A 25,308-nucleotide genomic window follows, 5' to 3' on the forward strand; every position below is an offset into this window, starting at 1 on the left:
GGAATGACGATGGACATGATTTCGGTGCGGCAAGCGCCCGAGCTGGCGCCGCGCGCCATTGCGTATTTTCAGCGGCACTGGGCCACGGCAGAGACGCTGATGATGTATGAAGACGCCATCAACCGCAGCCTCGGCGCTGCCAACCCGCTGCCGCAGTGGTACCTGCTGATGGAAAATAACCTAATCCTCGGCTGCGCGGGGCTCATCACCAACGACTTTATCAGCCGTGGGGAGTTGTATCCCTGGCTGTGCGCGCTCTACGTAGAAGAGACGCAGCGCGGCAGGGGCTACGGCGCCAAACTGATTGAGCATGTAGCGGCGGAAACCCGCCGGCTGGGTTTCCCGCAACTGCACCTTTGCACCGATCTGGAAGGGTACTACGAGCGTAATGGCTTCGTTTATAACGGGCTCGGCTATCACCCATGGGGCGAGGCCTCGCGGGTCTATTCGCGGGTGCTGTGATCACCGCCGCCGGGGGCGAGCAAGACAAATCTGACTTTTCTTTCACCTCATCGCGCTTCGCGGGTTACACTGGCCGCTTGTTCGCCACCGACCGGGTTAATTCGCCGCCGCGATGAGAGTGCCACGCCAGCTACCGCAACGCTTCACCGCCTGCATCGCCATTATGGCGGTGCTGTTGCTGTTTGTGGCGCCGGTGGTGTCGAAATCGCTGATGCACCATCAGATGATGGGCGGCATGATGCAAACGGACGCCGCCATGCCGCACGACATGCACGGGATGGCGATGCCCGCCGCCGAGCATGCCGGCCACCACGGCATGGACTCGGCGGAGATGATTTTCTGCGGCTACTGCGAGCTGCTGATCCATGTGCCGCTGCTGTTGTGGGTATTCGTCCCGCTGCTGTGGCTGATGACGCGTATCGCGCGCCTGCCTTGCGCGCCGCGCATCGTCCCCCCGCCCATTCGGCGCCTTGCTCTGCGGCCAAGCCCGCGCGGGCCGCCCGGCCAGCCGTTTTTCCTTATTGCTTGATCATGGGTAACGCCGTTCGTATCGCTGCGGACGGTTTGCCTGCGCGCACAGTTTGAAAAACGAGAAAGGCCATGTCTTCGATAACCAAAACTCCACCTGCCGCATCGCCGAGAGGCGCGATGCTGAACCTGATCAGACGGCTGCATTTTTATATCGGCCTGCTGGTCGCCCCTTTTATTCTGGTCGCCGCACTGACCGGCACGCTGTATGTGCTGACCCCGCAGCTTGAAGAGGCGCTGTATCGCGATGCGCTGTCTACCGAGCCGCACGGGCACGCGAGACCGCTGGCCGACCAGATCGCCGCCGCCCGCCGTGTGGCGGGTGACGAGGCGCGCATTTACGCCGTGCGTCCGGCACCCGGCGCAATGGACACCACGCGCGTACAGTTCGCGAGTGCCGATCTGGGCGCTTCCGAGTCGCGCGCGCTGTTTGTCGATCCTTACACCCTGGCGATCAAGGGTGATATGACGGTGTACGGCACCTCTGGCGTGCTGCCGCTGCGCACCTGGCTGGACAAACTGCACAGCAGCCTGCTGCTTGGCGATCTGGGGCGCAACTACAGCGAGCTGGCGGCCTCTTGGCTGTGGGTGGCCGCCCTGGGCGGCGTGGCGCTGTGGCTGGCGACGCGGCCGAAGCGCAAGCTGAAAAGGGCGAAAGGGGGCTTTGCCGCCAGCCGCCATTGGCATATCACGCTGGGCGTGGCGCTGCTGGCCGGGCTGCTGTTCTTCTCGGCCACCGGGCTGACCTGGTCGCAGTGGGCCGGCGGCAACATCGACACGCTGCGGGCCAACCTGGGCTGGCTGACGCCGCAGGTCAACGCCAGCCTGCAGGCCGATGCGCCGCAGACGCCGGCCGATCCGCACGCCGAGCACCGCGGTATGATGCCGGGCATGAAGATGAACCCTGCCGCACAGACCAATGCGCTGAATGGCGACTGGGATCGGGCGCTGCACGCTGCGCGCGCCGCCGGAATAGACGCCGCTAAGGTCGAGCTGCGCCAGCCGAAAGGCGAGGGCAAAGCCTGGACGGTGACCGAAGTAGATCGTAGCTGGCCGACGCAGGTGGACGCGGTCGCCATCGCGCCGCAAAGCTTCACTGTCGTCGATCAGGTGCGGTTCGAGACCTTCCCGCTCATCGCCAAGCTGACCCGTTGGGGCATCGACGCCCACATGGGCATTCTGTTCGGCTTGCCGAATCAGCTGCTGCTGGCGGCGTTCGGCCTCGGGCTGTGCCTGATGATTGTGCTGGGTTACCGCATGTGGTGGAGTCGCCGCCCGGCGGCGGGTGCGCAGCATCCGGTGCATACGCTGGTTGCCGCCTGGCTGGCGCTTTCCCTGCCTGCGCGCGCCGGCACGCTGCTGGTAGCAGCGGCGCTGGGTTATTGCCTGCCGGTAATGGGGGTGAGCCTCGCGGCGTTGCTGCTGGTGGACGTATGGCGCTGGCGCGGCCAGCGGCAAGGCCAGCGGGATGAAACGCCGGAAGCGGCCGCCCGCCGCGCCGAGGTGCGCAAGTTCCGCGCGGCGGTGGCGACAGTGGCGGTGGCGGTCGGCTGCGTGATGGGCCGGGCGATCCTCGGCGGCACCGTCGAACAGTTTCAGCTGCCGATCGGTGACTGGAGCGCACAGATGGTGATCATGCAGAGCCTGATGGTGCTGCTGTATACGCTGGTGTTCACCCTGCTGCTTTCCATTCCGCTGTGGTATTTCTTCCTGGGGGAAAAAGAGGGGCGGTGAGGTATTTTGCGCCGATGTGAGGCGTTCAACCCCGCTGCGGCGGGGTTTTTCTTGGTTACATCAGCCGGTGCGCGTGCAGTTTGACGCTTTCCATGATGCTGTCCATCGTCACCTGCACGCGGTGCGGCAACACGCCTCGCCGGCGGTAGATCAGGTAGGCCTGCATATCGATGCCGCGCTCGCGCGCCAGGCAAGGCTGCAGTGTGCCGGCATCCAGCTCGGCGGCCACGGAATAATACGGGGCGTAGACGATGCCCAGGCCCTGTTTGGCCAGCTCGATCGCCGGCAGAATGTTATCGCAGACGCTGGCGCCGTTGATCTCGACCTGCACCAACTCCCCCTGAGCATTGTAGCCGCTCCAGGTATTGCGGATGCCGCCCAGCATACGCAAGGTAATGCAGCGATGCTGCGACAGTTCATCCAGCTCCTTCAACGGCATGCGGGCGATGTAATCCGGCGCGGCGAACAGCCCGACGCGAAAACGGGTAAAGGGCCTGGCGATCAGGCTTTCGTTTTGCGGCTGGAAAAAGCTGATCAGCAAATCGCAGTCGCTGTCGAATACTGCGCCATATTTTTTCTCACGTTCATCGGGGTTGCGGGTCACCAGATCGACAGTCAGCGCCGGCGCAGCGTGCAGCAGCGGCGGCAGCAAATAGCTGGCCAGGAAAGCGTGGATGCCTATCGGCGCGCCGAGCGTGACCATGCCGCTCATACTGCGCTTATAGGTGCCGGCCATATCGAGCAGATCGCTATGCTCGTTCAGCAACTGCGAGGCGCGGCGCAAGAATTGTTCGCCGAACTCGGTCAGTGACAGAGTGCGCGGGCCGCGCAGAAACAGTTCCAGACCCAGCCGGCGTTCCAGTGAGGTGAGCGCCCGCGACACGTTGGACTGCGGCATATCCAGCAGCTGCGCCGCTTTGCTGACGCTCGCCGTTTCGGCGATGACGCTTACAATCCTGAGCTCTTCAATACGGAAGTCTTTCTCTTTCACTGGCTGGCTCGTATGAGTATGTATATCAAAAATGATATACGTCTTTGGCGGCATTGTCATATGACTTATCACGGGCGGGTGGGTATCATTCGATTTGATTATTTGCTATCCACATAAATAAAGAGAAATCCGTCAATGAAAGTAACAAGAACGGTGATTTTACCTGCGCTGTTATTATTGGCCGCGTGCTCGTCCGCCGTGACCGAAAAAGAAAAATATTCGACCTTTCTGACCAATTATAACGATATTAACAAAGGCCAATCCGCGTCCGGTAAAGATGTTTTATATTGGAAGGATCAGAGCGTCGATTTTTCCCGTTATCAATATCTGGTGTATCAACCGATGATCTATTTCCCGCGGCCGAAACCGAGCGAAATGGTCAGCCAACGCGCGCTCGACAATATCCTGAATTACACCAACCAGCAGTTTAAACAGGCGATGGGCACCCACTTTACGCTGGTGGACATGCCGCGCGAGCATACGCTGATCTTCCGCGGCGCCATCACGGCGATCGACACGCAGAAGAAAGGGCTGCAGGTCTATGAAGTCTTGCCAATCACGCTGCTGATCGCCGCCACGCAAAGCGTAACCGGGCACCGCACCATGGAGAGCGCGGTTTATATGGAAGGCGAGTTTATCGATGCCGCGACCAACCAGCCGGTGATTAAAGTGGTGCGTAAGGCTTCGGGAGAAAATCTTAATAATGAGAAAGCACAGCTGAAAGTCACCGACGTGAAGAACGCCATCGATACCATCGCCAACGACATCAGACAATATAACACGCTATAGAGATTATTTATTTCCATTATTCTCAACCAGGACTTTACATGTTTCTTAACTATTTTGCGTTAGGCGTACTGATTGCGGTATTCCTGATATTATTCTACGGCGTCATTATTATTCATGACATTCCTTATTTGCTGGCGAAAAAGCGCCGACACCCGCATCAGGATGCGATTCACGTTGCCGGTTGGGTCAGCCTGTTTACGCTGCACGCCATTTGGCCGCTGCTGTGGATCTGGGCGACGCTCTATCGGCCGGAACGCGGCTGGGGCATGAGTGAAAGGCCGGAATCCTCAACGGATCTGCAGGCGCGCATCGCACTGCTCGAAACCGAATTACAACGCCTGCAGGAAAAGCCGACGGCGGTTCCCGGCCCCACGGTAAGTTGAGCGTAGCCTATGGATTTGCTCATTATTCTCAGCTACGTGGCGCTGAGCTACGGCGTATTTAAACTGTTCCGCATTCCGGTCAACAAATGGACCGTGCCGACCGCCGTACTCGGCGGGATCGTTATCGTCGGCGCGTTGATTCTGACGATGAACTACAACCATCCGTACAGCGATCGGGCGCAGAAAATTGCCGTGTCGGTGCCGATGGTGCCGCAGGTCTCGGGCATGATCGTTGAGGTGACGGAGAAAACCAACGTGCTGCTGCGCAAAGGCGAGGTGCTGTTCCGGCTCGACGACAGCCGCTACCGCGCGCGGCTCACCAGGCTGGAGGCGGATCTGGCCGGGGCGGAGGCGGAGATCAGAATGCGTCGGGCGGCGCTCAGCGAGTCCGCCGCCAACGTGCAGCGGGCGAACGCGGAGTATGATCGTGCCCGCAAGGATTACCAGCGCTACGCGAAAGGGGCGGCCATGCCGGTCAACCCATTCTCGGAGCAGGACGTCAGCCATGCGCAGCAGCAGTACCAGGCGCAATCCGCCGCGCTGCAGGCGGCGAAAGCCCAGTTCCAACAGGAACAGGCGCGGTTGTCCGGGCGCTATGACGGCGAAGACGCCACGATAGCCAGCCTGAAATCGCAAATAGCCGAAGCGCGTTACAACCTGGAACAAACGGTGGTGCGTGCGCCGAGCGATGGCTATGTCACGCAGGTGCTGGCGCGGCCGGGCACGGCGGCGGTGCGCTTGCCGTTCAAACCGGTGATGATCTTTATCCCGCAGCAAAAGCGCCAGGTGGTGGCGGTATTCCGCCAGAACGCAATCCTGCGCTTGGCGCAGGGGGATCAGGCTGAGGTGGTGTTTAACGGCTTGCCGGGACAGGTTTATGGCGGCACCGTGAGCCGGGTGTTGCCGGCGATACCGGACGGCAGCTACCAGGCCAGCGGCGCACTGCAGGGCCTGAGCGCCACGCCGGGCCGGGAAGGGGTGTACGTAATGATCGATCTGGCTGCCAACCCGGATCTGGATCATCTGCCCGACGGCGTGAGCGCCCAGGCGGCGGTCTATACCGGGCACTTCGAGCACGTCTCCGTGATGCGCAAAGTGCTGCTGCGCATGACCAGCTGGCTGCACTACCTCTATCTGGATCACTAGCCCGCATTGGCCCGGAACAGCCCGGGCCGTTGGGTTGGCCCCTGAATACGACAAAAACAAAAAAGCCCGCAACCGAAGTTGTGGGCTTTTTCGCTATTATCGCCGGGTCTATCTGGTTCACTGGCGACGTATTTGGTGGAGCTGGGGGGATTTGAACCCCCGTCCGAAATTACTACACCGTCGGCACTACATGCTTAGTCCAATCTTTACATTCGCCGGCCAGCTGCGGATGGACACGCTACTGACAGACTAGCCTGATTGAGTTTAACGCTTCAGCCCCAGGCAGGACATCCACGCGATCTCTTTTGGGTTTGACCTCTCTTGATCCCCGTCCTAAGAGCGGAGGCTAGGGAGAGAGGGCTCTAAGCAGGGTATTAAGCTGCTAAAGCGTAGTTTTCGTCGTTTGCGACTATTTTTTTGCGGCTTTTTACGAGGCCAACCGCCCCTCGGCATGCTCCTAGGGCTTCGCAAATCCCGTCGAATCCAGAATCAGCCCCAAGTAACTTTGTGCAGTATACCAGAAGTTTACCTCGATAAGCCAGCGGCTTAACGATTGGCGTGCTTCATGATACGGGCTTTCGCCGTCTGCCATTCGCGATCTTTGATGTCATCGCGTTTGTCGTGCTCTTTCTTGCCTTTGGCTACGCCGATCTTGATCTTGCTCCAGGCATTTTTCCAATACAGGGACAAGGCCACCACGGTGTAACCTTCGCGGTTGACGCGGCCGAGCAGGGTGTCCAGCTCGCGTCGGTTCAGCAGCAGTTTACGGGTACGCGTCGGATCGCACACCACATGCGACGAAGCCACGTTGAGCGGGGTGATGGTGGCGCCAAACAGGTAGGCTTCACCGTCACGGAACGTCACGTAGCTGTCGCTGAGGTTGGCTTTGCCTGCACGCAGCGATTTAACTTCCCACCCTTGCAGCGACAGGCCCGCCTCGAATTCTTCTTCAATGAAGTATTCGAAACGCGCGCGCTTGTTTTGGGCAATGGTGGCGGAACCGGGTTTGTGTGCTTTTTTCTTTGTCATAGTGCGTTCATTATACTGGATGCTTCAGCGAAAGAAATCCTTTCCCGTTCAGCACCTGCGCAATTTTTCGCATTTTTGGTGCCCTCATCCCGTAGCAGATTTTTTGTTTGCCGCCAGATAAATGATATTATCTGTACGTTTTATGTCTTACAGGAAATGATATGCCCCAGATCAGTCGGTCTGCATTAGTGCCGTTCAGCGCCGAGCAGATGTATCAGTTGGTTAACGATGTTCATTCTTATCCCGATTTTCTGCCAGGCTGCACTGGCAGCCGGGTGCTTAACGCTACCTCCAACGAGATGACCGCCGCGGTGGACGTCGCCAAGGCCGGTATCAGCAAGACCTTCACCACGCGCAATACGCTGCTGGATAACCAGAGCATCAATATGCAGCTGGTCGATGGCCCGTTCCGCAAGCTGATGGGCGGTTGGCAGTTCACACCGCTGAGCGAAGAGGCCTGCAAGGTGGAGCTGCACCTGGACTTCGAGTTCACCAACAAACTGATTGAGCTGGCGTTCGGCAAGGTGTTCAAAGAGCTGGCGGGCAGCATGGTGCAGGCATTCACCCAGCGGGCGAAAGAGGTCTACAGTGTCTGACATCCAGGTCGAGGTGGTGTACGCCTTGCCGGAGCGGCAGTACCTGCGCAAGGTGAAGCTGGCCGAGGGCAGCAGCGTTGAGCAGGCGATCCAGGCTTCGGGCCTGCTGGAGCTGCGCCAGGATATCGATCTCAAGAACAACAAAATCGGCATCTACAGCCGCCCGGCCAAGCTGGGCGATACGCTGAACGACGGCGACCGGGTGGAGATTTACCGGCCGCTGATCGCCGATCCGAAAGAGCTGCGCCGGCAACGGGCAGAAAAGGCAAAAAAATAAGGCGCTATAAGCGCCTTATTTTTTTATCTGAAATTGATTTTCTCTTCCGCGTTGCAGCCTGCGACTGTCATGAGGAACACCATGCCCCCCCATGGGCCGGAAGAGCGGCCGACGCCGATTACTTGGTCAGCGCCGGTTTGTTCTGGATATCGGTCAACACGCCTGCGCTGTCGAAGGTCAGCGTCAGCGTCTGCTGGGTGATATCTTCATGGCCAGGCTGCTGACGGAATACATAGAACCACGTTTGCGTTCCAAACGGGTCTTGCAGCATTGGGGTGCCCAATGTGTAAGCGACCTGTTGTTGGGTCATCCCTTTCTGAATTTTCGCCACGTCGGTCGACGTCAGGTAGTTCCCCTGGTTGATGTCAGGACGATAAACCACCTTTTCAAAAGTAGAACAGCCTGCAGTCAGCATCACAAGAACTACAGCGGCGGCAGTCAGCGTTTTACAGCGCATAGTAATCACATTCCTTTAGGGCATAGGATGCCGATGATAATAGACCTTGCGGCAGTTGGAAACCTTTATACCCTTCATCTTTCACGTTGCGACGCATTGGCTTTCCTTTAGCACCTCAAGCGCTTGGCCTTTTTCAGGCTGTTGAGATGGCTTTGGATCACCGCCGCGCCGCACTTTAGATATTTCTCGGGCCAACAGCGTCACTGTCAGACCGCAGGAAAGTGAAAAAGTTGAGCTTTTTTATGCCGCCAGCAGTTCTTTGGCGTTCGCCAACGTATTGCGGGTGACTTCGCTGCCGCCGAGCAGGCGCGCCAACTCCTGCAGCCGGGCGCGTTTATCCAGCGGCGCCATCTGGGTTTCGGTGACCGTGCCGTCGGTCTGCTTGCTGACGAACAGGTGCTGATGCCCGCATCCGGCCACCTGCGGCAGGTGAGTCACGCACATCACCTGGGTGGATTCGCCGAGCTGGCGCAGCAGACGGCCGACGATGGCGGCGGTCGGGCCGCTGATGCCCACGTCCACCTCATCGAAGATCAGCGCCGGGGTTTCCATCTTGCGGGCGGTGATCACCTGAATGGCCAGCGCGATGCGCGACAGCTCGCCGCCGGAGGCGACCTTCGCCAGCGGCTGCAGCGGCTGCCCCGGGTTGGTGGAGACGCAGAACTCGGTGCGGCTGGCCCCTTCGGCGCTCAGATGCTGCGGTTCGAAGCGCACGTCGATGTTGAATTTGCCGTGCGGCATGGAGAGGGCCTGCATGCTGTCGGTAATGAGCGTGGTCAGCTCGGCGGCGTAGTGCAGGCGTTTCTGGTGCAGCTCTTCCGCCAGCGCCAGCGCCTGCTGGTGATGCAGGGTGACCGCCTCGTTCAGGTGTTCATGATCGCTTTCCTGTTGAGACAGCAACTGCTGTTCATCCAGCAACTGCTGATGCAGCTGCGGCAGCTCCTCCGGCGCAACCTGGTGTTTGCGCGCCAGGCTGATTTGGCGCGACAGGCGTTGTTCCAGCTCGTGCAGGCGGTTGGGATCGAGATCCATGCGATCGGCGTAATGGCGCAGCTCGTCGCTGGCTTCGCTGATCTGGATAGAGGCCTCTTCCAGCATGTCCAGCAGGCCGCTGAGCTTATCGTCCAACCCGGCCAGCTCAAGCAGCAGGTGTTTGGCGCTGTAAAGCTGGCTGAGCATGTTGTTCTCGTCGCTGTCGGCCAGCAACTGCAACGCTTGCTGGCTGAGGGTCAGCAACTGGCCGCTGTTGGCCAGGCGCTTGTACTCGGCGTCGGTCTGCTCGAACTCGCCGGCCTGCGGCGCGAATTCATTCAGCTCTTTCAATTGGTATTGCAGCAGCTGCTTGCGCGCTTCGCGCTCGATGGACTGCTGTTGATGGTGCGCCAGCTCGCGGCAGCTCTGATGCCAGCGTTGGTAGGCCTGGCTCATCGCCGCCAGCAGGGCGGGTTCGTCGGCGTAGGCGTCGAGCAGCGCTTTTTGGTGCTCCGGCTTGAGCAGCAGCTGATGGGCGTGTTGACCGTGGATTTGAATCAGGCGTTGCCCCAGCTCGCGCAGCTGCGACAGCGGCACGGCGGTGCCGTTGATAAAGCCGCGCGAACGGCCGTCGGCGTTGATCACCCGCCGCAGCAGGCATTCGTTGCTGTCGTCCAGCTGGTTCTGCTCCAGCCATTCGCGCGCGGACGGAGTGTCCGCCAGCGAGAAGCGGGCGCAGATGTCGGCGCGGGCGGCTCCCAGGCGCACCACGTTGCCGTCGGCGCGGTTGCCGAGGCACAGCCCCAGCGCATCGATAGCGATGGATTTGCCGGCGCCGGTTTCACCGGTGATCGCCGTCATGCCCGGTTGAAAATCGATTTCCAACTCACGAACGATAGCAAAGTTGCTGATGGTTAATTGCGCCAGCATGGGAACCTTCCTGTGTATAAACACATAACTGTAGTTTCATACAGTATAAACTGGTTTTATATACAGTAAAGTGGCCGGCGCAGATTTTAGAACAATTTTTTAGACCAGCCCAACTTGGTGCTTAACGTGTTGAAATAGCTGTAGTCCTTCGGGTGAATCAGGTTCAGATGGAAGTTGCTGCGGCGGATCAGCACTTCTTCGCCTTCCTGGATCGGCAGCGCGATCTGGCTATCGCAGCTAATCTCCAGATCGCTGCCGATCTGCGAAAACTTCAGGCGGATGGTGCTGTCGCCGTTGATCACCAGCGGCCGGGCGGAAAGGGTGTGCGGGAACATCGGCACCAGCGCGATCGCCTCCAGCGACGGGGTGAGGATCGGCCCGCCGGCGGAGAGCGAGTAGGCGGTGGAGCCGGTCGGGGTGGCGATGATCAGGCCGTCGGAGCGCTGCGAGAAGGCGAAACGGTCGTCGATGTACACCTCGAATTCGATCATGTGCGCCACTTTACCGGGGTGCAGCACCACCTCGTTGATGGCGGTGCTGATGCGGCACTGCTGGTGCTCTTTATGCACGATGGTTTCCAACAGGAAACGCTGTTCGTCGATGTACTCGCCTTCCAGCACGTCCGCCAGCTGCTGCAGAGCGTTGTCGGGATCGAGATCGGTGAGGAAGCCGAGGTTGCCGCGGTTGACTCCGATCACCTTGATGTCATAGCGCGCCAGCACGCGCGCGGCGCCGAGCATGTTGCCGTCGCCGCCGACCACCACTGCCAGGTCGGCGCGCTGGCCGATATCCGCCAGGCTGCCGGTCACGGCGTCTTTCAGCCCCAAATCATGGGCGATTTGGCGTTCGACCATCACCGAATAGCCGCGGGCGACCAGCCAGTGGAACAGCATCTCGTGGGTTGCCAGCGCTGAAGGGTGACGCGGGTGGCCAACAATGCCAATACAGGCGAATTTTTTATTCATTTGCTGTGATTTTCCTCACCGGGACCCGTTTATGCCCCACATTGTGACCGGTTGACTTGAAACCCCGGTTTTGATCCCCATAATAAGCCAAGTTGCGAGATTAATGCTAAAACGCGGAGATATTCATGAGTAGTAAAGAACAGAAGACGCCAAACGAGCAAGTCTCGGAAGAAATGGAACAACACGCTCATCACGAGGATACGCTGCCGGAAGCGGCGGAAGGCGTCGATCTGCGCGATGCGCGTATCGCCGAACTGGAAGCCCAACTGGCGGAAGCTCAGCAGCAAGAGCGCGACAGCCTGCTGCGCGCCAAAGCGGAAGCGGAAAACATCCGTCGCCGCGCCGAACTGGACGTCGAGAAAGCGCACAAGTTCGCCCTGGAGAAATTCTCCGGCGATCTGCTGCCGGTGATCGACAACCTGGAGCGCGCGCTGGATCTGGCGGATAAAAACAATCCGGAACTGGCCGCAATGATTGAAGGCATCGAGCTGACATTGAAATCGCTGCTGGACGTGGTGCGCAAGTACGGCATCGAAATCGTCGGCGACGTCAACGTGCCGTTCAACCCGGAAGTGCATCAGGCGATGAGCATGATGGAATCCGCCGATCACCAGCCGAACCACGTGATGATGGTGATGCAGAAAGGCTATACGCTGAACGGCCGCCTGCTGCGCCCTGCGATGGTCGCGGTCTCCAAGGCCAAGGCGTAATCGCTCCGGCAACGATATAAAGAAAGGCACCCAAGGGTGCCTTTCTTGTCTCTGGGCTACGCCTGCGGCAGGCGTGGCATCCAGTCGATCGGCGTGAGCCCTTGCTGCTCCAGCAGCTGATTGGCCTGCGAGAAGTGGCGGCAGCCGAGGAAACCGCGGTGGGCGGAAAGCGGCGATGGGTGCGGCGCTTTCAGCACGTGGTGGCGGTTGCGGTCGATAAAGTTGCCTTTCTTCTGCGCGTGCGAGCCCCACAGCAGGAACACCACGCCTTCGCGGTTCTCGTTCAGGGCGGCGATCACCTTATCGGTAAAGGTTTCCCAGCCCAGATTGGCGTGCGAGTGCGCGCGGCCGCCCTCTACCGTCAGCACGGTGTTGAGCAGCAGCACCCCCTGTTCGGCCCAGCTTTGCAGGTAGCCGTGATCCGGGCGTTCGAAACCGGGAATGTCGGTCGCCAGCTCTTTATACATATTCACCAGCGACGGCGGCGCCGGCACGCCGGGGCGCACCGAGAAAGAGAGGCCATGCGCCTGATTGGGCCCGTGATACGGATCCTGGCCGAGGATGACGACCTTGACGTCCGCCAGTTCGGTAAAGCGGAACGCGTTGAACACGTCTTTCTGCGGTGGATAAATGGTCTTACCGGCCTGACGTTCAGCGGCAACAAAGGCGAGCGTTTCAACAAAATAGGGCTGCTCTTTCTCTTTGCCGATCACGTCATGCCAGGTGAGGGAGGTGGCCATAAACGCTCTCCTTTGTTTTCTTTAGCAATTCATGGGCTATAGCTTACCGTGTCGGCTCGCGCAGCGAAACCCGCTTTTCATTTCTCGTCGCCGCGTGTAATGCAATTATTTTTGAAAATTTACAAAAATAATTGTTTTTTAACGCGGCGGGAAAATTGATATAAAACATAAATTTGCCCCTTCACGCCCTACGCCTACCCGGTAAAAATTGACTTTAATCAAGGAACTGGCCCGGTCAGGCTGGTATACAGAACAACAAGACAACAATGGTTTTACCAAATGGCCGAAACCAGGATTGGGTTTTCTCACGACGTGAATTTTTACGCCCTTGTACGGAGGCAACATAATGATTACCGGTATTCAAATTACCAAAGCGAACGACCAGGCGCTGGTGAATTCTTTCTGGCTGCTGGACGATGAAAAAGCGGAAGCCCGCTGCGTGTGCGCCAAGGCCAACTACGCGGAAGATCAGGTTGTCGCAGTGAGCGACCTGGGCCAGATCGAATACCGTGAAGTGCCGCTGGAAATGCAGCCGACCGTGCGTGTGGAAGGCGGTCAGCACCTGAACGTCAACGTGCTGCGTCGCGAAACCCTGGAAGACGCGGTCAAGCACCCGGAAAAATACCCGCAGCTGACTATCCGCGTGTCCGGTTATGCGGTGCGCTTCAATTCCCTGACGCCGGAACAGCAGCGCGACGTTATCGCCCGCACCTTTACCGAAAGCCTGTAATTTGCGGCGCTGTCAATCAGGGAGCTTCGGCTCCCTTTCTTGCGTTTGACGGCCGAAAACGGAATGCGGATCACATTCTGTACAAAGATAAGCATTTCTAATACAGAACTCATCCGACCTGCCGATAGCTAAATCAGCACCTATTCAGGTGCTCAATAAAAAGTCTATCGACAAGGAGTCGGCATGAGTATGCCTTTAAGTTTTACCTCTGCAGTATCCCCGGTGGCCGCGATCCCTACACCTCGCGCCGTTGCCGAGACGGTGACGGCGGTGCGGCCCGCGGCAGCGCCGGCAAATCCGGCGCCGGTGGCCACTCCCTCTCAGAACTCGCTCAATGCGCAGGCCATGTTGAATACGCTGGTCGGCGATATCTCCGCGGCGGCGCCGACGGCGGCGGCAGCGCCGGGCGTGACCCGGGGGCAGCAATCGCAGGAGGGTGATTATGCGTTGGCGCTGTTGGCCAAGGACGTTTATTCACTGAACGGTCAGGGCGCCGCTGGGTTCAACCGCTTGAGCGACAGCGCGCTGCTCGGTTTCGGCATCGATCCCGCCAGCCTGCACGACGCAGGCAGCGGTTTCCAGGCCGGGGTTTACAGCAACGACAAGCAGTATGTGTTGGCGTTTGCCGGCACCAACGACTGGCGCGACTGGCTGAGCAACGTGCGGCAAGCGACGGGCTATGATGATGTGCAGTACAATCAGGCGGTTGCCGCCGCCAAAAGCGCCAAGGCGGCCTTCGGCGATGCGCTGGTGATCGCCGGTCATTCGCTCGGCGGCGGTCTGGCGGCCACGGCGGCGCTGGCGACCGGCACCGTCGCGGTCACCTTCAATGCGGCCGGGGTGTCAGATTACACGCTGAATCGCCTGGGTATCGATCCGGCGGCGGCGAAGAAAGACGCCGAAGCCGGCGGCATCCGTCGTTACAGCGAACAATATGACATGCTGACCAGCACCCAGGAGTCGACTTCGCTGATCCCGGACGCCATTGGCCACAACATCACCCTGGCCAACAACGATACCCTGACCGGTATCGATGACTGGCGGCCGAGCAAGCATCTGGATCGCAGCCTGACGGCGCACGGCATCGACAAGGTGATAAGCTCGATGGCGGAACAAAAGCCGTGGGAGGCGAAGGCCAATGCCTGAAGGGCGTCGCTTGCGGCGAGCGCTGGCGATAGCCTTACTGGCGCTGGTCGCGGTGACCGGTTTACTGATGATGGCTAAGGAGCAACAGATGGGGCAGGAGATTTCACCGTTTGACGGCCGCGGCAACCTGGCGCTGGCTCAGGCGGTGGCGCGCGGCGATGCGCAGAGCATCCATGCGCAGGCTACGCAGGATCGCTTGCGCGAACGAGGCGATCGGCAGGTCACGCTGTTGCAGTGGGCAGTGCTTTCGCAGCAGCCGGCCAGCGTGCAGGCGTTGCTGGATCTCGGGGCCGACCCGTCGGTAGCGGGGCTGGACGGCAACAGCGCGCTGCACACCGCGGCGATACTGCAAGACGTGCAGTATCTGCGGTTGCTGCTGGCTGAAGGGGCGCAGGTGAACGTGCGCAATGCCGTTACCGGCGCCACGCCGCTTGCGGCGGCGGTGCTGGCCGGGCGCGAGGAGCAACTGCGGTTGTTGCTGGCGGCCGGGGCGGACACCACCCTGAGCGATCGGCTGGGGGATACCCCGCTGCATCTGGCGGCGAAGATCAACGCGCCGCATCTGGCGCTGTTGCTGTTGCAGGCCGGGGCCGATGCCCAGGCGCGCAATCAGCAGGGTTATGCGTTCCAGTTTTATTTCTCGCAAACGCCGGCGCATTTGCAGAATGACGAGCTGAAGGCGCAGTTCCGCGAGCTGGATAAATGGCTGCAGGGGCGCCGCCTGGCCACGCATTACGCGCAGCAGTAAACGCCCATAAAAAAACCGCCTGTACAGGCGGTTTTTTCTTAGGCAGCGGTGGTTATTCTGCGTCGCCGGCCGGTTTGGCCTTCGCCTGACGGCGTTTTCCGACGTTTTTGGCGTCGCGATGGCGCACTTTCACCTTGGCCTTCTCTTTGTTCTTCGCTTTATCTTCCGCGCGTTTGGCCAGCACTTTCTTCGATGGCTTGCCGTTGCTCTTCTCGTTCGGCACCTTGGTTTTCGGCCGCAGTTCGTCGATCACGCGCGCTTTCAGCGGCTCGTTCAGGTAACGGCCCACTTTGCCCAGCAGCAGATGGTCGTGCGCTTCCACCAGCGAAATGGCGGTGCCTTTGCGCCCGGCACGGCCGGTACGCCCGATGCGGTGCAGGTAGGTATCCGCCGTGCGCGGCATGTCGAAGTTGAACACGTGGGTGATATCGAGGATATCCAGGCCGCGCGCGGCAACGTCGGTGGCCACCAGCACGTTAACCCGGCCATCCATCATGCGTTTGACCGCTTCGTTGCGTTTGGCCTGCACCATCTCGCCTTCGAGATAGCAGGTGTTGATGCCCGCTTCGCGCAGCCAGGTGGCCAGCTCATGCACGCGCTCGCGCTTGCGCACGAAAATCACCGATTTCTGCACGTCCGGCTGTTTCAGCAGGTGGATCAGCAGCGCGGTTTTGTGCTGCACGTCATCGGCGCGGTAGTACCACTGCAGGATCTTCTTGCGTTCGCGGCGCGACGGATCGGCTTCCACTTCCACCGGCTCTTTCAGGATGCGTTCGGCGAATTCGCGGATCGCTTCGCCTTCCAGCGTGGCGGAGAACAGCAGCGTCTGGTTGCGCCAGCGGGTTTCGGCGGAGATGGTTTCGATGTCCTGCGCGAAGCCCATGTCGAGCATGCGGTCGGCTTCGTCGAGGATCAGGGTTTCCACCGCGCGGCAGTCGAAGTTCTCTTCTTTAATGTATTGCAGCAAGCGGCCGGTGGTGGCGACCACCACGTCCTGGTTTTCGCTGAACACTTCCGCGTGGTTCATGTAAGCGACGCCGCCGGTGATGGTGGCGATATCCAGCGAGGTATGAGCAGCCAATTCACGCGCCTGGTCGGCGACCTGCATCGCCAGCTCGCGCGTTGGCGTCAGGATCAGCACGCGCGGCGGGCCGGATTTCTTGCGTGGAAAGTCCAGCAGGTGCTGCAACACGGGCAGCAGGAAGGCGGCGGTTTTGCCGGTGCCGGTCGGAGCCGAACCTAAGACGTCGCGCCCGTCCATCGCCGGCGGGATCGCAGCGGCCTGAATGGCGGTGGGGCGATCGTAGCCTTTGTCGCGCAGCGCGTCGATCAGGCGATCATCGAGTTCGAGTTCGGAAAAAGTGGTTGCTGTCATGGTCTACCTCTACTTGGGGCGCCGATTATAGACGGGTTGGCCGCGATCTTCACCTATTTAAGCGGAAAGCCGCTCTTTTCCCGCCGATCAGATTGCCTTATGCTACGCCAGTTTTATAGCCGGGTGGTGAGTGTGAGCAAGCGATCGAAAGCCGATTTTACCCCGCGCCGCGGGGGTTTTACCTTTAAACAATTCTTTGTCGCCCACGATCGTTGCGCCATGAAAGTGGGCACCGACGGGGTGCTGCTCGGCGCCTGGGCGCCGCTGGGGCAGGCGCGCCGGGTGCTGGACATCGGCAGCGGCAGCGGGCTGATCGCGCTGATGCTGGCGCAGCGCAGCGGCGACGAAGTGACCATCGACGCGGTGGAGCTGGATGAAGCCGCCGCCGGCCAGGCGCGCGAAAACGCGGCGGAATCGCCGTGGCCGCAGCGCATCCGCGTGCATGCGCAGGATATTCACCATTATGCGCAGCAGCATGCCGCTGAGTATGATCTGATCGTCAGCAATCCGCCGTATTTCGAGCCGGCGGTGGCCTGCCGCGACCAGGCGCGCCACAACGCGCGCTACACCGAAACCCTGACGCACGACGCGCTGTTGGCCTGCGCGGCGCAGCTGCTGGCCGCGCAGGGGACGTTTTGCGTGGTGCTGCCGCACGACATCGGCGCCGAATTCGAACGCCTGGCGCAGCAAAGCGGCTGGCACACGGCGGCGAAAGTGAACGTCAGCGATCGCGCCGATACGCCGCAGCACCGGATGCTGCTGGCGCTGACCCGGCGGGAAACGCCGCTGCGGGAGCAGGCGCTGGCGATCAAACAGGCCGACGGCGGCTATACCGACGATTTCCGCCGGTTGATCGCCGACTTCTATCTGTTCTACTGAAAGGAAAAGGGCGCCGATAAGGCGCCCTGTCGCTTCGTTTAAGGCTGCAAAATGGTCGGCAGCGCTTCCGGCAGCAAATCCGGGTAGTCCAGCGTGTAGTGCAGGCCGCGGCTCTCTTTGCGCGCCATGGCGCTGCGCACGATAAGCTCGGCCACCTGCACCAGATTGCGCAGCTCCAGCAGGTTGTTGGAGATGCGGAAGTGCGCGTAGTACTCGTCGATTTCCGCCTGCAGCGTGTTGATGCGGCGCAGGGCGCGCTCCAGCCGCTTGGTGGTGCGCACGATGCCGACGTAATCCCACATGAACAGCCGCAGCTCGTGCCAGTTGTGCTGGATCACCACCCGTTCGTCCGCATCATCCACCCGGCTCTCATCCCAGTGCGGCACCTGTTTGGCCTGCTGGATGAACGGCAGGCGCTGCAGAATGTCTTCCGCCGCCGACCAACCGTAAACCAGGCACTCCAGCAGCGAATTCGACGCCATGCGGTTGGCGCCGTGCAGGCCGGTGTAGCTGACCTCGCCGATGGCGTACAGCCCGTCGAGATCGGTGCGGCCATGCTGATCGACCATCACGCCGCCGCAGGTGTAGTGCGCCGCCGGAACGATGGGGATTGGTTGCCGGGTCAGATCGAAGCCCAGCGTCAGCAGCTTTTCGTGGATCATCGGGAAGTGCTGAGTGATGAATTCCGCCGGCTTGTGGCTGATGTCCAGGTACATGCAGTCGGCGCCCAGGCGCTTCATTTCATGGTCGATGGCGCGGGCGACGATATCGCGCGGGGCCAGTTCGCCACGCGGATCGAAATCCGGCATAAAGCGGCTGCCGTCCGGGCGCTTCAGGTAAGCCCCTTCGCCGCGCAGCGCTTCGGTCAGCAGAAAGTTGCGCGCCTGCGGATGGAACAGGCAGGTCGGGTGGAACTGGTTGAATTCCAGGTTGGCGACCCGGCAGCCGGCGCGCCAGGCCATGGCGATGCCGTCGCCGGAGGAGATGTCCGGGTTGGTGGTGTATTGGTACACCTTGGCCGCGCCGCCGGTGGCCAGCACCACCGTTTTGGCTCGGTAGGTTTCCACCCGTTCCAGCTCGCGGTTCCAGACGTAAGCGCCCACCACTCGGCGGGTGCCCGGCAGGCCGATTTTGTTCGAGGTGATAAGGTCAACCGCGTTGCGGCGTTCCATCACGCAAATATTGGGGTGAGCGCTTGCTTTCCCCACCAGCGTGGTCTCTACTTCCTTACCGGTAGCGTCCGCGGCGTGCAGGATGCGGCGATGGCTGTGGCCGCCTTCGCGCGTGAGGTGATAATGCGCCTCGCCCTGCGCGTTGACCTCGGTGTCGAACAGCACGCCCTGATCGATCAGCCACTGCACGCAGTGGCGCGCGTTGCCGGCGATGAATTCGACGGCCTCTTTGTCGCACAGGCCGGCGCCGGCAATCAAAGTGTCATCAACGTGTGAGGCAATGCTGTCCGTCTCATCGAACACCGCGGCGATCCCGCCCTGGGCGTAAAAGGTGGCGCCCTCGCTGAGCGGCCCCTTGCTGAGGACGGTAACCTTGCAATGCTGCGCCAGGCGCAGCGCCAGTGACAGGCCCGCAGCGCCGCTGCCGACGATCAGGACATCGCTAACATGTTCAGATGATGGTTGCATAACGTATGATGTGTGCAGAAGAAGAGTGAATTTCATGTTAGCCTAACTGTCCGGGCAAAAGCCACGGATAGGGTGACATCAACAGAAAAAACAATGGCGATATGGAACTTCGTGTTCTATATGAACTCCAAGCGAGTGCTTGCTCAGGAAAATAATGTATGGCTGGCAGTACAATTTTACGCGTGGAGACGGATTTGGGGAGAGTTTACCTCGGATGAGCGAGCAGTTAACGGATCAAGTTCTGGTCGAGCGGGTCCAAAAGGGCGACCAGAAGTCGTTTAACCTACTGGTAGTGCGCTATCAGCATAAGGTGGCGAGTCTCGTTTCCCGCTATGTGCCGCAGGGCGATGTGCCCGATGTGGTGCAGGAGTCGTTTATCAAGGCCTATCGCGCACTGGAATCGTTCCGTGGCGACAGCGCTTTTTATACCTGGTTGTATCGAATCGCCGTGAACACGGCAAAGAATTATCTGGTTGCTCAGGGGCGCCGTCCGCCATCCAGTGATGTGGACGCCAACGATGCGGAAAATTACGAAAGTGCGGGCGCACTGAAAGAAATTTCGAACCCTGAGAACTTAATGTTGTCAGAAGAGCTGAGACAGATAGTTTTCCGTACCATTGAGTCGCTCCCTGAGGATCTTCGCATGGCGATTACCCTGCGGGAGTTGGATGGTCTAAGCTACGAAGAGATAGCCGCCATCATGGATTGCCCGGTCGGAACCGTACGTTCGCGTATTTTCCGCGCCCGGGAAGCTATCGATAATAAAGTTCAACCGCTGATCCAGCGTTAGCAATGGCGGGCACAGGAAGGGTACTTAGGCATGCAGAAAGAAAAGCTTTCCGCTCTGATGGATGGTGAATCGTTCGACAGCGAGCTGTTGAGTTCTCTGTCGCAAGATCGAACGCTTCAACAAAGCTGGCAGAGCTATCACCTGATACGTGACACACTGCGAGGTGATGTCGGGCAAGTGATGCATCTCGACATCGCCGATCGCGTCGCCGCTGCACTTGAGAAAGAACCCGCCCGGCTGGTGCCTTCCGCCGTTCAGGAATCTCAGCCGCAGCCTCACACCTGGCAGAAAATGCCGTTCTGGGACAAAGTGCGTCCTTGGGCGAGCCAGATTACGCAAATCGGCATGGCGGCCTGCGTGTCGCTGGCGGTGATCGTCGGCGTGCAGCAGTACAACCAGCCTTCTGCGCCATCGAACGCGTCCGAATCGCCGGCCTTCACCACGCTGCCGATCATGGGCCAGGCCTCGCCGGTCAGCCTGGGCGTACCTGCCGACAGTTTCTCCACCGGCAGCGGCCAACAGCAGCAGGTGCAGGAACAGCGCAAGCGTATCAACGCCATGCTGCAGGACTATGAACTGCAACGTCGCCTGCATTCGGATCAGCTGCAGCTTGAGCAAGGCAACCCGCAACAGGCTGCCATTCAGGTTCCCGGAACTCAGTCTTTAGGAATGCAACAGCAGTAATGAAGCAAATCTGGTTCTCCGTTTGTTTATTGACGGGCAGCCTGCTCTATTCCAGCATCGCCCCGGCGCAGCCAACTGCGTCCGGGGCGTTATTGCAACAGATGAGCAGCGCCAGCCGTTCTCTCAATTACGAGCTCGCCTACATCAGCGTCAGCAAGCAGGGAATCGAGTCGTTGCGCTATCGCCATGCGGTGATCGGCAACGTGCCGCTCGGCCAGCTGCTACATATGGACGGCCCGCGCCGCGAAGTGTTGCAGCGCGGCGGCGGGATCAGCTACTTCGAACCCGGTCTGGAACCGTTCACGCTCACCGGCGATCACATCGTCGATGCGCTGCCGGCGATCGTCTATGCTGATTTCACTCGTCTGGCGAAGTATTACGACTTCATCTCCGTGGGCAGCACCCGCATCGCCGATCGGCCGTGTGAAGTGCTGCGCGTGGTGGCGCGCGACGGTTCCCGTTACAGCTACATCGTTTGGATGGACGAAGACACCAAGCTGCCGCTGCGGGTGGATCTGCTCGATCGCGACGGCGAAACGCTGGAGCAATATCGGGTGATCTCCTTCGCGGTCGGCGCCGACGTGCAGGGCGCGATGCAGGGGCTGCTCAAAGCCAATTTGCCGCCGCTGCTGTCGCTGCCGGCGGTGGAAAACGTCCAGCTCAGCTGGAGCACCGGCTGGCTGCCGGCCGGCGTGGACGAGGTGGCGCGCAATCGCCGCAAATTGCCGAACGTCGCCGTGCCGGTGGAGTCCCGGCTCTACAGCGACGGTCTGTTCAGCTTCTCGGTCAACGTCAGCCCGGCGGGCAGCGGCGCCGGGCAGCAGTACTACCGTCAGGGGCGCCGCACCATTCAGACCGAAGTGCGCGCGGGCAACGAAATCACGATTGTGGGCGAATTGCCGCCGGCGACGGCCAAGCGCATCGCCGACAGCATTTCTTTCAAGGTATCGCCGTAATGATGAAAGAGTGGGCCACGGTGGTATCGTGGCAACAGGGCGTAGCGCTGCTGCGCTGTGAACCCAAGGCCGGCTGCGGCAGCTGCACCGCGCGCTCCGGCTGTGGCGCGCGTGCGCTGAACGAGCTGGTGCCGGAAACCGAGCATCAGCTGCAGGTACATATCGATCAGCCGCTCGAACCGGGGCAGCGCGTCGAGGTCGGCATCGCGGAAGGCAGCCTGCTGCGCTCCGCCATGCTGGTTTACCTGACGCCGCTGCTGGGCATGATGTTGGGCGGCACATTGCTGCAATATTGTTTCGGCAGCGACGCCTCGGCGGCAGTCGGCGCCGTATTGGGCGGTGGTGCGGCCTTTATGCTGGCTCGCCGCTTGGCTCGACGTCTGGGTGAGCAGGCCGATTACCAGCCGGTGGTGCTGCAGATTGGGTTGCCGCCTACCGCGATGCGCATGCAGGCGGAAAACTCCCCGCTGATTTAAACCGATGGCCGCGTCATCGCCGGGTTGTGATAGGCGGGGATGCGGTTGTGGATCATATGCTCCAACAGCGCGATGAACAGATCGGCGCTGAGCAGCGAATCGTAGTTAATCGCGAACAGCACATTTCCCTGGCCATCGAATAAGCGGATGCCGCGCTGCGGATGATTTTCCAACGTGCGGATCTGTTCGATAGGCACGTTTCCCCGTTCCGTCGTCAGCAGGGTGGCGCTCAGCCGCAGCGTTTCGGCCGGCGTGCCTTGCCGCTTGCCGAGCAGCAACTGCCACAGCCAGCGCGCGTCGCCCTCTATGGTGTGAAACGACACCGTCCCCCCCTGATAGAGCGCATTCAGCGCCAGCGGCCCGCGCTGCTGCAGCTGTTGGTCGACGATTACGTCCGCCAATCGCCACGAGTGGGCGACGTTGCTGAAAACCGTGCACCAGGGCTGATCCGCACCGGCGCGGAACGCCGTAACGTCAAACAGCCCGCCAAAAGCCTGGCCGCCGCGAAAGCGATAGATGTCGCTGATCTTCTCAAACGGGATGAAACGCTCTTTGTGATGGTGGCTGTCAAAGACCCGCACGCCGTGCTCGTACAGACGATAAGTCAGCGCCGGACGCAGATAATGCCGCAGCGCCAGCAGCGTACAGCCGAGTAAAATCGTGCCCGCGCCGGCCTGCAACAGCGTGATGACCTGGCTCTCGTCAATGCTGCTCAGCAGCGGCAGCACCAACAGCGCCGCCCCCACACTAAACAGCAGCGCCGCCGCCGCCAGTATGCCCCAGTTGACCTTTGAAAAATCGTGCCGGCTCAGCATTTGCCCTTTATCGATCATAATGCACCTTCCAATCAACGTACGCAGATATGCTGGTGAACCCCGGTGGGCTGCCGATGTAGTGCCCTGAATAATGTTTTGTCGCGGAGCTCATGCCCTTTCTATCCGAGGGACGGTGGTGGCGTATATGGGGTTTTTCCTAAAGGAAGTGGGGCAAAATGAAATTCTAAGAGGTTGATCCAAATATTCTTTTTTTATAATTTCGGAGAGGGTTTATTGCGCTGTGGCCGGTTATGTATTAGTGCCGGAGTTTGACGGCCACGAAGCACCGGCAAGCCTTGGGTTCAGGCCGCATCGTCCGCGTTAACATCTGTTTTCACCCGCTGGGGCGCCCTGTAACATTTAGCGGCGCATAATAGAATGCCTTCACTGCACCGATCGCTAGGTTTTCAGTGGTGTGGCATGTAGAATGCAGCGATTCAGGTGCAAGACGGCCTCACCCATTCACTGTCGCTTTAGGTCCATGCGGGTTTCTATAGGCGAGTAATTCAGAAATACCAAGGCAGAAAAACTTTTATAATGAAGCATATACGAAATTTCTCCATTATTGCCCATATTGACCACGGTAAGTCGACGCTGTCTGACCGCATTATCCAAATCTGCGGTGGCTTGACCGACCGTGAAATGGCTGCGCAGGTGCTCGATTCCATGGATCTGGAGCGTGAGCGCGGTATCACCATCAAGGCGCAGAGCGTGACGCTGGATTATAAAGCGCAGGATGGGCAGACCTATCAGCTTAACTTTATCGACACTCCCGGCCACGTTGACTTCTCCTATGAAGTTTCCCGCTCGCTGGCGGCCTGCGAAGGCGCGCTGCTGGTGGTGGACGCCGGCCAGGGCGTAGAAGCCCAGACGCTGGCCAACTGCTACACCGCGATCGAAATGGATCTGGAAGTGGTGCCGGTGTTGAACAAAATCGACCTGCCGGCCGCCGATCCGGATCGCGCCGCGCAGGAAATCGAAGACATCGTCGGCATCGACGCCACCGATGCCGTGCGCTGCTCGGCCAAAACCGGCGTCGGCGTGCCCGACGTGCTGGAGCGCCTGGTGCGCGACATCCCGCCGCCGCAGGGCGATCCGGATGCGCCGCTGCAGGCACTGATCATCGACTCCTGGTTCGATAACTACCTGGGCGTCGTGTCTCTGGTGCGCGTCAAGAACGGCACCCTGCGCAAGGGCGACAAGATCAAGGTCATGAGCACCGGTCAGGTGTATAACGCCGATCGTTTGGGCATCTTCACGCCGAAGCAGGTCGATCGCGACGTGCTGAACTGCGGCGAAGTGGGTTGGCTGGTCTGCGCGATCAAAGACATCCTCGGCGCGCCGGTGGGCGATACCCTGACGCAGGCGCGTCAGCCGGCGGATAAAGCGCTGCCGGGCTTCAAGAAAGTGAAGCCGCAGGTGTACGCCGGTCTGTTCCCAATCAGCTCCGACGACTATGAATCTTTCCGTGATGCGCTGGGCAAGTTGAGCCTTAACGACGCTTCCCTGTTCTACGAGCCGGAAAGCTCCACCGCGTTGGGCTTCGGCTTCCGCTGCGGCTTCCTCGGTCTGCTGCACATGGAGATCATTCAGGAGCGTCTGGAGCGTGAATACGATCTGGATCTGATCACCACCGCGCCGACGGTAGTCTACGAAGTGGAAACCACCGGCAAAGAAGTGATCTACGTCGACAGCCCGTCCAAGCTGCCGCCGCTGAACAACATCCAGGAACTGCGCGAGCCGATCGCCGAATGTCACATGCTGATGCCGCAGGAATACCTGGGCAACGTCATCACCCTGTGCGTTGAGAAGCGCGGCGTGCAGACCAACATGGTCTACCACGGCAACCAGGTGGCGCTGACTTATGAAATCCCGATGGCGGAAGTGGTGCTCGACTTCTTCGACCGCCTGAAGTCCACGTCGCGCGGTTATGCGTCGCTGGATTACAACTTCAAGCGCTTCCAGGCCTCCGACATGGTGCGCGTGGACGTGCTGATCAACAACGAGCGCGTGGATGCGCTGGCGCTGATCACCCACCGCGACAACTCGCAGTACCGCGGCCGTGAACTGGTGGAGAAGATGAAAGATCTGATCCCGCGTCAGCAGTTCGACATCGCGATTCAGGCGGCGATCGGCACGCATATCATCGCGCGCTCCACCGTGAAGCAGCTGCGTAAAAACGTGCTGGCGAAATGCTACGGCGGTGACGTCAGCCGTAAGAAAAAGCTGCTGCAGAAACAGAAAGACGGTAAGAAACGCATGAAGCAGGTCGGCAACGTCGAGCTGCCGCAGGAAGCGTTCCTGGCCATTCTGCACGTCGGTAAAGACGGCAAGTAACCGCGACGAGTTCGCGAAACGAG

At 60.1% G+C, this 25,308-nt stretch carries 27 protein-coding genes and 1 other RNA gene; 18 read left to right on the forward strand and 10 right to left on the reverse strand.

What is annotated here, in order from left to right:
• The first annotated feature begins 9 nt into the window (after positions 1-9).
• The 3 genes from ACTJJ6_RS15740 (at position 10) to ACTJJ6_RS15750 (ending at position 2,724) form a co-directional block, all read left to right on the forward strand.
• Entirely contained in the window at positions 10-462 is a 453-nt protein-coding gene (locus ACTJJ6_RS15740; protein WP_028127516.1) for a GNAT family N-acetyltransferase, read from the forward strand.
• Between the two features lie 112 nt (positions 463-574).
• Complete coding sequence (locus ACTJJ6_RS15745) at positions 575-991, forward strand: DUF2946 domain-containing protein (protein ID WP_228988444.1); 417 nt, start codon at positions 575-577, stop codon at positions 989-991.
• 119 nt (positions 992-1,110) lie between these two features.
• Positions 1,111-2,724 carry a DUF2534 family protein gene (locus ACTJJ6_RS15750; RefSeq protein ID WP_116404021.1) on the forward strand — a complete coding sequence of 538 codons (1,614 nt, stop codon included), beginning with the start codon at positions 1,111-1,113 and terminating at the stop codon, positions 2,722-2,724.
• 55 nt (positions 2,725-2,779) lie between these two features.
• Here the strand turns inward: ACTJJ6_RS15750 and ACTJJ6_RS15755 are convergent, their stop codons facing one another.
• Positions 2,780-3,715, reverse strand: coding sequence for a LysR family transcriptional regulator (locus tag ACTJJ6_RS15755; RefSeq protein ID WP_049300037.1), 936 nt, complete (start codon positions 3,713-3,715; stop codon positions 2,780-2,782).
• Positions 3,716-3,850: 135 nt separating this feature from the next.
• Between ACTJJ6_RS15755 and ACTJJ6_RS15760 the strand changes: the two genes are divergently transcribed.
• The 3 genes from ACTJJ6_RS15760 to ACTJJ6_RS15770 are packed head-to-tail and all read left to right on the forward strand — an operon-like array spanning position 3,851 to position 6,033.
• Complete coding sequence (locus tag ACTJJ6_RS15760) at positions 3,851-4,504, forward strand: DUF3313 domain-containing protein (protein ID WP_004929005.1); 654 nt, start codon at positions 3,851-3,853, stop codon at positions 4,502-4,504.
• A 38-nt stretch (positions 4,505-4,542) separates the two neighbouring features.
• Positions 4,543-4,887: a DUF3302 domain-containing protein gene (locus ACTJJ6_RS15765; protein ID WP_004929008.1), complete on the forward strand. Its 345-nt coding sequence runs from the start codon at positions 4,543-4,545 to the stop codon at positions 4,885-4,887.
• 9 nt (positions 4,888-4,896) lie between these two features.
• Positions 4,897-6,033 carry an HlyD family secretion protein gene (locus ACTJJ6_RS15770; RefSeq protein ID WP_131165094.1) on the forward strand — a complete coding sequence of 379 codons (1,137 nt, stop codon included), beginning with the start codon at positions 4,897-4,899 and terminating at the stop codon, positions 6,031-6,033.
• 133 nt (positions 6,034-6,166) lie between these two features.
• On the opposite strand, the gene ssrA is transcribed toward ACTJJ6_RS15770, so the two are convergent.
• Positions 6,167-6,530: a transfer-messenger RNA gene (ssrA, locus tag ACTJJ6_RS15775) on the reverse strand.
• A gap of 49 nt (positions 6,531-6,579) precedes the next feature.
• Positions 6,580-7,062 (reverse strand): SsrA-binding protein SmpB, encoded by a 483-nt coding sequence (smpB, locus tag ACTJJ6_RS15780; RefSeq protein WP_004929094.1) that lies wholly within the window; start codon positions 7,060-7,062, stop codon positions 6,580-6,582.
• A gap of 161 nt (positions 7,063-7,223) precedes the next feature.
• Between smpB and ACTJJ6_RS15785 the strand changes: the two genes are divergently transcribed.
• Positions 7,224-7,658 (forward strand): type II toxin-antitoxin system RatA family toxin, encoded by a 435-nt coding sequence (locus ACTJJ6_RS15785; protein ID WP_004929096.1) that lies wholly within the window; start codon positions 7,224-7,226, stop codon positions 7,656-7,658.
• Positions 7,651-7,935, forward strand: coding sequence for an RnfH family protein (locus ACTJJ6_RS15790; RefSeq protein WP_049300035.1), 285 nt, complete (start codon positions 7,651-7,653; stop codon positions 7,933-7,935). Before ACTJJ6_RS15785 ends, ACTJJ6_RS15790 begins: the two co-directional genes overlap by 8 nt.
• 118 nt (positions 7,936-8,053) lie before the next feature.
• Here ACTJJ6_RS15790 and bamE read toward each other — a convergent pair whose 3' ends face one another.
• The 3 genes from bamE to nadK form a co-directional block, all read right to left on the reverse strand.
• The gene (gene bamE / locus ACTJJ6_RS15795) at positions 8,054-8,392 is read right to left on the reverse strand and encodes an outer membrane protein assembly factor BamE (protein ID WP_004929101.1); all 339 of its coding nucleotides are present in this window, start codon (positions 8,390-8,392) and stop codon (positions 8,054-8,056) included.
• A gap of 240 nt (positions 8,393-8,632) precedes the next feature.
• Entirely contained in the window at positions 8,633-10,294 is a 1,662-nt protein-coding gene (gene recN / locus ACTJJ6_RS15800; protein WP_049300034.1) for a DNA repair protein RecN, read from the reverse strand.
• A gap of 86 nt (positions 10,295-10,380) precedes the next feature.
• Positions 10,381-11,259, reverse strand: a complete 879-nt coding sequence (gene nadK, locus ACTJJ6_RS15805) for an NAD(+) kinase (protein ID WP_004929107.1) — start codon at positions 11,257-11,259, stop codon at positions 10,381-10,383.
• A gap of 125 nt (positions 11,260-11,384) precedes the next feature.
• Between nadK and grpE the strand changes: the two genes are divergently transcribed.
• Positions 11,385-11,969, forward strand: a complete 585-nt coding sequence (gene grpE, locus ACTJJ6_RS15810; protein WP_016929801.1) for a nucleotide exchange factor GrpE — start codon at positions 11,385-11,387, stop codon at positions 11,967-11,969.
• A gap of 56 nt (positions 11,970-12,025) precedes the next feature.
• On the opposite strand, the gene ung is transcribed toward grpE, so the two are convergent.
• Positions 12,026-12,709 (reverse strand): uracil-DNA glycosylase, encoded by a 684-nt coding sequence (ung, locus tag ACTJJ6_RS15815; protein WP_004929112.1) that lies wholly within the window; start codon positions 12,707-12,709, stop codon positions 12,026-12,028.
• A gap of 346 nt (positions 12,710-13,055) precedes the next feature.
• On the opposite strand from ung, the gene grcA reads away from it, so the two are divergent.
• The 3 genes from grcA (at position 13,056) to ACTJJ6_RS15830 (ending at position 15,333) form a co-directional block, all read left to right on the forward strand.
• Positions 13,056-13,439 (forward strand): autonomous glycyl radical cofactor GrcA, encoded by a 384-nt coding sequence (gene grcA / locus ACTJJ6_RS15820; RefSeq protein WP_004929114.1) that lies wholly within the window; start codon positions 13,056-13,058, stop codon positions 13,437-13,439.
• Between the two features lie 183 nt (positions 13,440-13,622).
• On the forward strand, positions 13,623-14,585 hold the full coding sequence (locus ACTJJ6_RS15825; RefSeq protein WP_440803396.1) for a phospholipase: 963 nt from the start codon (positions 13,623-13,625) through the stop codon (positions 14,583-14,585).
• On the forward strand, positions 14,578-15,333 hold the full coding sequence (locus tag ACTJJ6_RS15830) for an ankyrin repeat domain-containing protein (RefSeq protein ID WP_049300033.1): 756 nt from the start codon (positions 14,578-14,580) through the stop codon (positions 15,331-15,333). Before ACTJJ6_RS15825 ends, ACTJJ6_RS15830 begins: the two co-directional genes overlap by 8 nt.
• A 52-nt stretch (positions 15,334-15,385) precedes the next feature.
• On the opposite strand, the gene srmB is transcribed toward ACTJJ6_RS15830, so the two are convergent.
• Positions 15,386-16,708 carry an ATP-dependent RNA helicase SrmB gene (gene srmB / locus ACTJJ6_RS15835; RefSeq protein ID WP_016929798.1) on the reverse strand — a complete coding sequence of 441 codons (1,323 nt, stop codon included), beginning with the start codon at positions 16,706-16,708 and terminating at the stop codon, positions 15,386-15,388.
• A 99-nt stretch (positions 16,709-16,807) separates the two neighbouring features.
• Here srmB and trmN point away from each other — a divergent pair, with 99 nt between their 5' ends.
• Positions 16,808-17,587, forward strand: coding sequence for a tRNA(1)(Val) (adenine(37)-N(6))-methyltransferase TrmN (gene trmN, locus ACTJJ6_RS15840; RefSeq protein ID WP_440803400.1), 780 nt, complete (start codon positions 16,808-16,810; stop codon positions 17,585-17,587).
• Positions 17,588-17,625: 38 nt separating this feature from the next.
• Here trmN and nadB read toward each other — a convergent pair whose 3' ends face one another.
• Positions 17,626-19,227, reverse strand: coding sequence for an L-aspartate oxidase (nadB, locus tag ACTJJ6_RS15845; protein ID WP_016929796.1), 1,602 nt, complete (start codon positions 19,225-19,227; stop codon positions 17,626-17,628).
• Positions 19,228-19,441: 214 nt separating this feature from the next.
• Between nadB and rpoE the strand changes: the two genes are divergently transcribed.
• The 4 genes from rpoE to rseC are packed head-to-tail and all read left to right on the forward strand — an operon-like array spanning position 19,442 to position 22,133.
• The gene (gene rpoE, locus ACTJJ6_RS15850; protein WP_004929136.1) at positions 19,442-20,017 is read left to right on the forward strand and encodes an RNA polymerase sigma factor RpoE; all 576 of its coding nucleotides are present in this window, start codon (positions 19,442-19,444) and stop codon (positions 20,015-20,017) included.
• A gap of 30 nt (positions 20,018-20,047) precedes the next feature.
• A complete protein-coding gene (rseA, locus tag ACTJJ6_RS15855; protein ID WP_016929795.1) occupies positions 20,048-20,701 on the forward strand; it encodes an anti-sigma-E factor RseA in 654 nt (217 codons plus the stop codon).
• Positions 20,701-21,657, forward strand: a complete 957-nt coding sequence (rseB, locus tag ACTJJ6_RS15860) for a sigma-E factor regulatory protein RseB (RefSeq protein WP_016929794.1) — start codon at positions 20,701-20,703, stop codon at positions 21,655-21,657. The genes rseA and rseB overlap by 1 nt, the downstream gene beginning before the upstream one ends.
• Positions 21,657-22,133: a SoxR-reducing system protein RseC gene (gene rseC / locus ACTJJ6_RS15865; RefSeq protein WP_004929144.1), complete on the forward strand. Its 477-nt coding sequence runs from the start codon at positions 21,657-21,659 to the stop codon at positions 22,131-22,133. The genes rseB and rseC overlap by 1 nt, the downstream gene beginning before the upstream one ends.
• Here rseC and ACTJJ6_RS15870 read toward each other — a convergent pair.
• Complete coding sequence (locus ACTJJ6_RS15870; RefSeq protein WP_016929793.1) at positions 22,130-22,966, reverse strand: hypothetical protein; 837 nt, start codon at positions 22,964-22,966, stop codon at positions 22,130-22,132. The genes rseC and ACTJJ6_RS15870 overlap by 4 nt on opposite strands.
• Positions 22,967-23,485: 519 nt before the next feature.
• On the opposite strand from ACTJJ6_RS15870, the gene lepA reads away from it, so the two are divergent.
• Positions 23,486-25,285 (forward strand): translation elongation factor 4, encoded by a 1,800-nt coding sequence (gene lepA, locus ACTJJ6_RS15875; RefSeq protein ID WP_004929150.1) that lies wholly within the window; start codon positions 23,486-23,488, stop codon positions 25,283-25,285.
• Positions 25,286-25,308: the final 23 nt, after the last annotated feature.

Source organism: Serratia sp. 22278, assembly GCF_052045405.1.
Taxonomy (GTDB): domain Bacteria; phylum Pseudomonadota; class Gammaproteobacteria; order Enterobacterales; family Enterobacteriaceae; genus Serratia; species Serratia marcescens.